Genomic DNA, 10,363 nt, shown 5'->3' on the forward strand with positions numbered 1-10,363 from the left:
CCTCGGCTGGTCAGGCGGGGTCGTTGGCGGAGCGGACTTCGATGGCCGCGTCGGTGAGCTGGTAGATGCGCAGGCCCGGCTTCCACAGTTCGGCGTCGGCGATCACCAGCAGCCGGTCCCCTTCGCGCCGCACCTCCTTGACGTGGACGTCGAAGCGCAGTTCGCGGTCGTGGCGCAGGATCTGGCCGCGGTACTTCCAGCTCATCTCCACGCCGGTGGCCATCGCGAAGCGCGGGGCTTCGATGCCGGCGGCCAGGCCCCGCTCCATCACGAACAGGCGCAGCGCCTGCAGGACGGCCTCCACGCCGAGGGAACCGGGCATCACCGGGTCGCGGTGGAAGTGGCAGGAGAAGTACCACTCGTCGGGCCGCACCGCGCGGTAGCCGTGCAGGTAGCCGTTGCCGAACCGGCCGCCGTCGGCCACCAGGTCGACGTGGTCCACCAGGTTGAAGTGGTCGGCGGGCAGCCGCAGGTGGCCGCCTTCGGGGTCGGTGAACCAGGGTGCGTCGGCGGTGAGTTCGAGCCGGCGCACCCGGTCGGCCGCGGGCTTCTCCTGTTCGATCCAGGGGGCCGTCCAGCCGCCGTTGTCGAGGCCCACCTGGTTGGCCAGGGCGGCGTCGGAGAAGTAGCCGAAGAGGGATTCGCCGGTGTAGAACACCTCGCCGTCGGCGGAGAGTTCGTAGGAGAAGTTCTGCAGGACGGCGCCGGAGATGGCGGAGGTCATCAGCAGCTTGGAGTGGTGGCGGACGGTCTTGCCGCGCAGGTCGATGTCGCGCACGAGGGTGGCGCGGCCGTCGAGGTTGCGGATGGCGTACTGCTGCTCGGGGTCCTTGAGGGTGGCGCCGAGGTAGTAGCCGAGGAAGATCGCCGCCTGGAGGGAGGACTCCATGTAGACGCAGTTCGGCATGTGCGGGTGGGAGTTCTGGCGGTAGTACCAGGCGTCGTCCGGCGAGTCGTACTCGGTGACCATCTCCGAACCGGGGCTGAGGTCGCCGCGGGTGCCCTTGAGGGACATGACGCGGTCGACGAACCGGAAGTCGCCGTTGGGGATGTAGGGGGCGCGGCTGTCGCGGTACACCTCGAACTCCGGGCCCATCGCCATGTCGAGCAGGCCCTTCGCGGCGTGCGCCAGGTGCAGCTCGTTGATCATGGCGGGTTCGCCCGAGCGGTTGCGGCGCCCGAGGAAGACGGGCACCCCGCCGGGCCCCGGGCGGTAGGGCGCGCCGTCCTTCTCCTGCACCTGGAGGCCCAGGTTGCGCATCCGGATGGCCGGCTTGTCGCCGAGGTGGACGATGATGTCGGCCCGCACCGTGGGGCGCGGCAGCAGGGTGACGTCGGTGATCTCCACCTCGTAGCGGATCTCCCGGTGCTCGGGGGTGATCTGACCGCGTACCTGCACGTCGATGCGTTCGTCGGTGACGGTCTGGAAGCGGGCGTCCGGCAGTGTCAGGTGCATGCCCAGGTACAGCAGGTGGATCTGCAGGAGCTGCACCGCGCCCTCGGCGACGAGGGAGCCGGCGAGGACCGGGTCGTCGGGGAAGTGGCAGGCGAAGTACCAGGCGTCGGGGGTGAGGCGCTTGACGGCGGTGAGCTTGCCCAGGCCCCGCGGCCCGCCGAGGCGGTCGATGGTGACCTCGTCGACCATGCGCAGCATCGGGTCGGGCAGGCGCAGCGCCGGGTTCAGGCCCTCGTCCTGGACGTGTTCGGGGCCGAAGACGTCTCCGGGGCGTCCCTGGGCGAGCAGTTCGAGGTCGTCGCCGGTCAGGTGCGTGACGTCGGTGCGGGCCAGGGGCTTGAAGTAACCGGGGGTGAGAGCGGCCCGTTCGGCGCGGTCGCGGTCGCTGATGACGACGCCGAGGGAGGCGTCGAGCTCCTCCTGGGTGAAGAACCCGGCGCAGGCGTCGCGCAGTTGCAGGATCAGCCGGTCGTCGGCGAAGCAGTCGTAGCTGAAGAAGAAGAGGGTGGTGTCGCCGTTGTGGACGAACCGGTCGATGGAGATCTCGTAGCGCAGCGTCTGTCCGGCCAGCGGCAGCGGGCCCTTGAAGATGAGCGAGGAGTCCAGCAGCCGGTAGACCCGCTCGCCCTTGTTGCGGAAGTCGATGCCGAGGTAGCTGACGAGCAGCAGGTCGCACTGGCCCGCCTCGACGGTGACGGCGGGCGGGGCTGCCCCGTCCACCAGGTACCAGGCGTCGTGGGGGATGTCGTACTCGGTGGTGATGCGGGCCGGCCCGAGCTTGCCGGGGGTGGCCTCCAGCCGGGTCACGCGGGTGGCGAAGTGGTACGGGGGTGCGGGCAGCCGGACCCGCTTGGCGTAGGAGTCGAGGACGGCGAACTCGGGGCCGAAGACGTTCGAGACCTTCCCGGTGGCGAACTCCAGCAGGGCGGCCTCGTCCCAGATGACGCCGGGGGTGGTGGAGGGCAGGTGGGACGGCTGGGGAGGGGTGGTCGCGGTGGGCCCGGTGGCCGTGGGCGTGGCGTCGGCGGACGGGCCGGCCGGGAGAGGCAGGGGCGCGGCGGGGACCGGGGCCTGCGGAAGCTCCTCGGCCCGCGGGAGCGCCGGGGCGGGCGACGGGGCGGGCACCGGCCCGGTCGGCTGCGCGGTGGGCGCGGGGGCCGGGGCGGTGCCCGCGTCGAGAAGGGACTCGGCGCGGGCGAGGGTGGCGTCCTGGAGGATGCGCTGCGTCTCCATCACCACGGCGTGCGTGGCGAGGATCTGGTGGCGCAGCTCCCGCACGGTGTCGGCCGCCGGGTGACCGGCCGGGCGTGCCGGGTCGGCCGCGGGGGCCTGCGGGCCCGCGGGTGCGTGGTGCGCGGGGGCCGGGGCGGGGGCGGCGGGCTCGGGGAGACCGGCGCGCTCCGCGGCGAGGGTGTCGGGGGCGGCGGGGACGGCGGCGGGCTGCGCGCCGGGCGTGGCCCAGGGCAGGAAGGCGATCGGGTCCCCGTCGAAGACGATGACCTCGGGGTCCGCGAGGGTCGGGTCGGCGGGCATGGGATCGGGCTCCTCGGATGCGGTGGGGGGTACGGCGGGCGGCTGGGGTACGGCGCCGGGCGCCGCGGCGGAAGATGCTGACGGGAGGGACGGGGCGGGGGTGGCGGAAGCGGTGGAGGCGGCCGGAACGGGGACGTCGGCGGAGGCGCCCGCACCGGGGACACCGGCGGAGACGGTGGCCACCGCGGGCGCCGCGGACACGACCGCGTCGAGGCGTCCGTTCGCGGCACCGCCGTCGGCGGACACACGGGCGCCGTCGGGGCCGCTCGCCGCGACGGCGGGCGCGGCCAGGACGGCCCGCACCCCCGCCGCCACCTTCTCCGGCACCGGGTCGCCCCCACCCACCCGGAACCTCGGGCGGGGGCGGGCGGCGGGCGCGGCGGCGTTCGACGCGCCGGCCGCCGAGGAGGTGTCCGCGCCGCCGAGCAGCGCGGCCAGGTCCACCGGCAGGCCGTTGCCGACGAGCCGGGCGACGAGCTGGGCCACCGACTTCGCCGCCGGCACCCCGCGTCGGTCCACGCACACCGCGGTGTGCGGCAGGTCGCCGAGGGTGTCCTTCACCCAGCGGGTGCAGGTGGCGCCGGGGCCGACCTCCAGGAAGTAGCGGTAACCGCGCTCGTAGGCGGTGTGCACCAGGCGGGGGAAGTCGATGGGTGAGCGCAGGGTGTGCGCGATGCGCTCGGCCACCCGTCGCCGCTCCAGGCCGGGCACCTCCTGGTAGTCGTAGGCCGACAGCAGTTCCAGGCCGCCGAGGGAGCCGGTCGGGTAGTCGTTCAGGTCGGCGAGCGCGTCGACGTCGGCGTCCACCACCGGGCAGTGCATGACGACGCTGACCGGGGAACGCGCCGCCTGACAGCCCAGTTCGGCGATGAGCGCCCGGCACTGGGCCGGGTCTCCGGCGACGACGAGCTCGCCGGGGGTGTTGACGTGGGTGAGGAAGACCCGGTCGTAGGAGGCGAGGGCCTTCTCGACGGTGTCCCGGTCGGTGAGCAGCACGTGCGAGGCCCACAGGTCCTTGTCGGGCGTGCCGTCCGGCACGTTCCACAGCTCCCGCACCGTGCGGCGGCGCCCCACGAGACGGTCCTTGAAGACGGGCGTGTCGCTGATGAGGTCGTCGCGGCGGCCCTCGGCGCTCCACCCGCCGGTGGCGAACAGCATGCTGGACTCGCCCAGGCTGTAGCCGAATCCGCCGTGCGCGGTGACGCCCAGCACCCGGCGCACCAGGTGGGTGTAGAGGATGGCGAAGGAGGTGCCGGTGGCGAGCATGAACGGCACGTCCTGGGAGAGGGTGTCCTCCAGCCGCATCAGCTCCCGGCGTCCCGGCGTGCGCAGGGTCCGCGGGTACAGCAGCGGGGCGCGCAGTTGCCGGGCCGGTTCGTCGGCCTGCTCCTCGAAGTGCTCCAGCAGGCCGGGGAAGGCCCGGAAGAGGTCCTGGCCGAGCCCCGGATAGGAGTTGAAGGCGCCCGGGTAGACGAGGGCGACCTTGCCGTCGGGTCCGAGCGGACGGGCGGTGGCGTAGGAACCGGCGGGGGTGGCCCACTCGCCGCCGGACGCGAACACCCCCGGCAGGTCCCTCGCGGCCGACTCCGCCTGCAGCAGCAGCTCTTGGCGGTCACGTCCGGTGAGAACGACCCGCAACGGGCGTCCGGGCAGGGCGTCGGCCGCCGCGCGGGCCAGGGCCAGCGGGTCGGCGCCGTCGCGGAGGGCGTCGATGTGCGTGTCGACGGCGGCGAGCAGGTCACCGACGGTGGTGGCGGACAGCGCCAGCAGGACGGGCCCGCGGGCGCGCCCGAAACCGGTGGCTCCGGTGCGGCCGGCGGTGGCGTCGCCGGAGAGCACCAGGTGGGCGTGGGCGCCGTGCGCACCGAGCATGCTGACGGCGGCGTGCCGCCGCTCCCCCGACCGCTCGCGCAGCCACGGCCGGGACCGGTCGGGGACGTACAGGGCGGACGGGTCGAGGGCGTCGGTGAACGTCTGCGCGGGGCCGCTCCAGCCGGCGGTGCCGGGCAGGTAGCCGTGGTGCAGGCTCAGTACGGTGCGCAGCAGGCCGGCCATCCCGGCGGCGCTGCCCGCCGACCCGAACTGGGCCGCGGCGGAGCCCAGCGCGGTGGTGCGCCGCTCGTGCTCGGGCCGCGCCTCCCCGTCCTGGGCCCGGTACACCTCGCCCAGGGCGGTGACTTCGGCGAGGTCCTCGGGGAGGAGCCCTCCGGCGTGCGCCTCGACGTAGCCGACGGCGTCGGCCCCGATCCCCGCCTCGGCGAGGGCGGTACGGGCGGTGGCGGCGAGGGTGCCGGCGTCGGGCGCGGGGCGCTGTCCGTCGCGGGCGGGGGCGACGCCGGTGGCGAGGGCGTCCAGGCGGGCGTAGACGCGGCGGCCGTGCCGGGAGTCCGAGCGGGTGAGGACGACGGCCCCGGCCCCCTCGCCCAGGCGCGGGCCGTGGGGGCCGTCGGCGAACGCCAGGCCCGCCTCGCTGAGGGCGTCCGGCCGCAGCAGGGCGTGTTCGGCGCTGCCGGTGAGGTCGACGGCGCCGACGACGACGGCCTCCAGCCCTTCGTCGAGCAGCAGCAGCCGCGCCGCCTGGAGGGCCTCGGCGGTGCCGGAGCCCTCGGCGGAGACCGTGAAGGACGGTCCGGTGAAGTTCCACAGGGAGGAGATCCGGCTGGCCATGACGTTGCCGATGTAGCTGAGGACCTCGTTGGCGACGATCGGCGGCACCACCGCGTCCCGCGCGACCTCGCTGAGGGCCGCCAGCACGTCGCCGGTGACCTCGACGCCGGCCGCCTCGCACTGGGCGCGCAGGAAGGTTCCCATGGTGTGGCGGGTGAGGCGGGCGCTGGTGTAGGGCTCCAGCTCCATCGCGACGATCACGCCGACCCGGCGTGCGGGCGGCGCACCGGCACCGGGCGGCACGGCGCGGCTGTACCCGGCGTTCCGCAGCGCCTCGTCGGCGACCTGCGTGGCCAGGGCGTGCTGGAGGTTGTAGGTACGCAGGTCGGACGGGGGGATCTTCTGGTCGACGGGGTCGACGTCGACCCCGTCGACGTAACCTCCGGCGGGCGCGTCGTCACCGGCGAGACCCGCGGCGGCGAGGGTGCCGCCGGTGGTCTGCTCCAGTCCTCGCCAGCGGCGCGGCGGGAGCGGCCGGAGGGTGTCGGCGCCCTCGTACACGGCCCGTTCCACGGCGTCCACGTCGCCCAGCGCACCGAAGTGCGCGCCGAGGCCGACGATGTCGAGCGGGGGCAGGGGCACGAAGCCGGCGCTCTCCACGGGGGCGGTGTCGGCGGCTTCGGGGGCGGAGAGGACGACGTGGGCGTTGGTGCCGCCGAAACCGAAGGCGGACACGGCGGCGCGCAGCGGTCCGGGCTCCCGCGGCCAGGGCCGCAGTTCACGCACCAGCCGGCCGGGGCCGACCTGTCCGTCGGCGCTCGTCACGGGGCGTTCCACGCCGATGGTGGCGGGGATGCGGCCCTTGTCGATGGCGAGGATGACCTTGAGCATGCTGCTGAGCCCGGCGACGGTCAGCAGGTGGCCGATGTTGCCCTTGACGGAGCCCAGCAGCGGCACCTTGCCGTGCCCGCCGAAGAACGCGGCGACGGACTCGGCCTCGGTGGTGTCGCCGAGGGGGGTGCCGGTGGCGTGGCACTCGAGGTAGTCGACGGCCGCCGGGTCCACGCCCGCTTCCGCGTAGGCCAGTTCGTAGCAGGCGAGCTGGCCGTTGCCCTGGGGGACGAGGAGGTGGCGTCCGCTGCCGTCGTTGGTGAGTCCGATGCCGTCGATGACGGCGTGCACCCGGTCCCCGTCCCGGACGGCGTCGGCGAGGCGTTTGACGGCGACCATCCCGGCGCCCTGCCCGGTGAGGATGCCGCCGGAGCGGTCGTCGAAGGGCTGGCTGAAACCGTCCTCGGGGTAGGCCTGGAGGTCTCCGAAGGACAGGTGGATGAGGGTGGGGTCGGGGGCGCAGACCCCACCGGCGAGGACGAGGTCGGCCTGACCGGAGGCGAGGTGCGCGCAGGCCAGCTTCAGGGCGTACAGGGCGGAGGAGCAGGCCGCGTCGAGGGTGTAGCGGGGTCCGCCCAGGCCCAGGGCGTTGGCGGTGACGGCCGCCGGGGAGCCGCTGACGCGCAGGTTCTCCTCCCGCAGCAGCTCGGGGTCGACGAGCGGCCGGCCGTCGGGGAGGGCGGCGAGGGCGGGGACGCCGGAGCGGCGCAGACCCTCCAGGACGGCCTCCTGGGCGAGGGGGACGCTGAGGGCGGCGGAGGTCGGGGTGGGGAAGGAGTAGTTGCCGAGGATGAGGGCGGTGCGCTCCAGGATGCCGGGGTCGTCCTGGTGGCCGCTGTCGCGCAGCGCCTCCCGCGCGGTGTACATCGACCAGTGGTGGATGCGGTCGAGGCCGGTGAGGGTGTCGGCGTCGAGGTGGTAGCCGGTGGGGTCGAAGCTGAAGTCGGTGATGAAGCCGCCGCGGCGGAGGCGGAGGCGGTGCCGGGGGTCGAGGTCGGCTTCCGCGGGCTGGTCCGTGAAGACCTCCGCTCCACCCTCGTGGCGGCAGTCACGGCCGTCGCGGAGGTTCTCCCAGTACCGCTCGGGGGTGGGGGCGCCGGGGAAGAGGCAGGACAGGCCGACGATGGCGTACTTGCTCATGCGAGCGGGGTCCCTTCGTGGACGGTCGGCCCGCCGGGTGCGCGGGGGCACCCGGCGGGCCGACCGGGTCAGGTCGTCAGGCGGTTTCGGTGGCCGGTCGGACGACGAACTTGGCCGTGAGCTGCGGAGCCGAGATCACGGATACCTCGTCCCAGACGGTGAGGACCTGGCCGTCGGGGGTGCAGGCGGTGACGGTGAGACGGGACGGTCCGCCGGTGGCGGCCCCGGCGGGCTCCACCACGACGAGGAACGGCTCGCCGTCGGGCAGCGGGTGGTGCAGGGCGGCGCGGCCGACGGAGAGCGGCAGCCCGGCCGTGCCGCGGAAGCGCCGCACCCACACCAGGGCGGCCTGCAGCAGCAGGTCGGCGGCGCCCGGCGTGTACCGGTGTCCGCTGAACGCCCCGTCGCCGAGCTGCGGTTCGGGCAGGGAGCACTCCAGCACGAGGCGCGTCTCCTCGTCGGCGAGGACGCGTCGCAGGCCGCGCAGGGACGGGCCGTGGAAGAGGGTGCCGTCCCGGTAGAGGCCGTCGGCCGCCTCACCGCCGCCGAGGGCCGGCAGTCCGGTCAGGGGCGCCGGGGTCGGGGCGGCGGCGGTGTCCAGGACGGCCGCGTAGTGCGGGCGGAGCGCGCCGTCGGCGGTGTGGGAGCGCAGGGCGGCCGTCACCGTGCCGTCACCCTGCTGCGCGGGGGTGAGGGTCACGTCGAGGGCGGCGGGCTCGGAGCCGTCGAAGACGATGCCCTTGTGCACCGCGAAGTCCCGTACGGTGCGCACCTCCTGGCCGGTGACGCGTTCGGAGACACCGATCGCGAGGCCCAGGGCGAGGGCCGCGGGCAGCACGGGGGCGTCCCCGATGACGTGGTCGGTGAGGAAGGCCTCCCCGGTCAGCGGCGCGAGGGCGCGGCGGACCGTGACGGGCGTCGCGGGCGTCTCGTCCGGTTCGGACAGGGGCGTGGTGGGGCCGAGGACGGTGACGACGTCGTCGGCGTGTTCGGTGGTGAACTGGTCGGCGAACAGCTGGGCGCCGAGGTCCTGCGGGATGAGGGTGATGCCGCGTTCGGCGAACACCGCCTTGATCTGCGGGGAGACCATGCCGCTGTCCCAGGCGCCCCAGTTGAGGGAGGTGACGCGAGCCCCGGAGTGGCGGCGCTTGAACGCGGACGCCCAGGCGTTGAGGGTCTCGTTGGCCATGGCGTAGTCGGACTGGCCGCGGTTGCCGAAGAAGCCGGCGACGGACGAGAAGAGCACCACGTGGCGGAGCGTGTCCTCGTCGAGGGCGGCGGTCACCGCGCGCAGGCCGGTGAGCTTCGGTGCGAAGACACGCTCGATCTCGCTGGCCTTCTTCTGCGCGATGAGCTGGTCCGCGAGGACCCCCGCGCCGTGCACCAGGCCGGTGACGCGGTCCCGGTAGGGGGCGAGGGCGGCGGCGACGGCCTGCGGGTCGGTGATGTCGACGGCCAGGTACTGGGCGTCGGATCCGGCTGCGCGCAGCCCCTCCAGCGTCTCGCGGATCTCCCGGCAGCCGGTGACGGCCCGGTAGGCGTCCTCGATGCGCTTGGGGGTGGGCTTCTCCCCGGCCGCCTTCAGGTCGGCGACCGCGGCGGCCTTCAGCGCGGCGGCGTCCTGCAGACCGTGCGCCCAGGCGGGCTCGTCCACGAGGGGGGTGCGGCCCAGCAGGAGCAGGCCCACCTGGTGGCGTCTGGCGAGTTCGGCGACGCAGACGGCGGTGATGCCGCGGGCGCCACCGGTGACGACCAGCAGGTCCTCGGGCCCGACGGGGGGCACCTCGGCCCCGGCGGGGTGCGGGGCGCGCTCGCCGAGGGTGAGGGTGACGCGGCGGGTGCCGTCGTGACCGGCCTGGACGGGGGTGGTGGCGGCGTCGCGTGTCTCGGCGAGGACCAGGCCGGCGGCGGTGTCCGCGTCGAGGTGCGGGGCCAGGTCGACGGCCCGGCAGAACACCCGGGGCGCCTCCACGGCGAGGGTCTTCACCAGGCCGGCGACTCCGCCGAAGGGGGTGAGGGCCTCGTCGACGCCGGTGACGCCGAACGCGCCGTCGAGGCGGGTGACGGTGGTGTAGGCGGTGCGGCCGTTGGCGGCGCCCGCGCTCAGCGGTTCCACCAGGTGCTTCGCGGTGAGCAGGGTGTGCGCCAGGCGGCGGACCGCCTCGGCCCAGTCGGTGGGCTCCTTCGTGCACAGGTCCAGGACGAGGCTGACGCCCTCGGTGACGATCTCCCCGGTGCGGGCGGCGAGTTCGGTGACGCCCCATCCGGTCAGGGCGTGGTCGACCACGCCGTCCACCCGCTGCGGGACACCCGGCAGGCGCAGCACGTGCACCTTCCAGCCCTGGCCCTGCAGTCGTGCGGCGAGCGCGGGGGCGAGCTCACCGCCGTCGTCGACCAGCAGGGCGGCCGACGACTCGGGGTAGGCGGTGAGGAGTTCGTCCGGTGCGGGGAGAGCGACGACGGCGGCCCGGGCCCGGCCTATGCGGGGCGGCTCGGGTGTGGCGGGAGCGGCAGCCGCAGGGGCGGCGTCGGCCGGGGTGGCGGGGGCGGCGTCGGCCGGGGCGCCGGTGAGGAAGCTGACGATGTCCTGCAGAGACCGCAGCTCGCCCAGCTGCTCCGGACCGGCGGCGGGAGCACCGGCGGCGAACCGCTCGTGCAACACACCCATGATCTCCACCCGCTTGATGGAGTCGATCCCGAGATCCGCCTCCACATCCATCCCGAGCTCCAGCATCT

General features: G+C 74.7%; 2 protein-coding genes. Both read right to left on the minus strand.

Features of this window, described 5'->3' with window-relative positions:
* Positions 1–10: 10 nt before the first annotated feature.
* The gene (locus ACFWEE_RS11120; RefSeq protein WP_386888312.1) at positions 11–7,627 is read right to left on the minus strand and encodes a beta-ketoacyl synthase N-terminal-like domain-containing protein; all 7,617 of its coding nucleotides are present in this window, start codon (positions 7,625–7,627) and stop codon (positions 11–13) included.
* A 76-nt stretch (positions 7,628–7,703) separates the two neighbouring features.
* Positions 7,704–10,363, minus strand: a 2,660-nt coding sequence (locus tag ACFWEE_RS11125) for an SDR family NAD(P)-dependent oxidoreductase (RefSeq protein ID WP_386888313.1), incomplete at its 5' end; no start/stop codon positions are given.

This window comes from Streptomyces sp. NPDC060184, assembly GCF_042728795.1.
Lineage (GTDB): Bacteria > Actinomycetota > Actinomycetes > Streptomycetales > Streptomycetaceae > Streptomyces.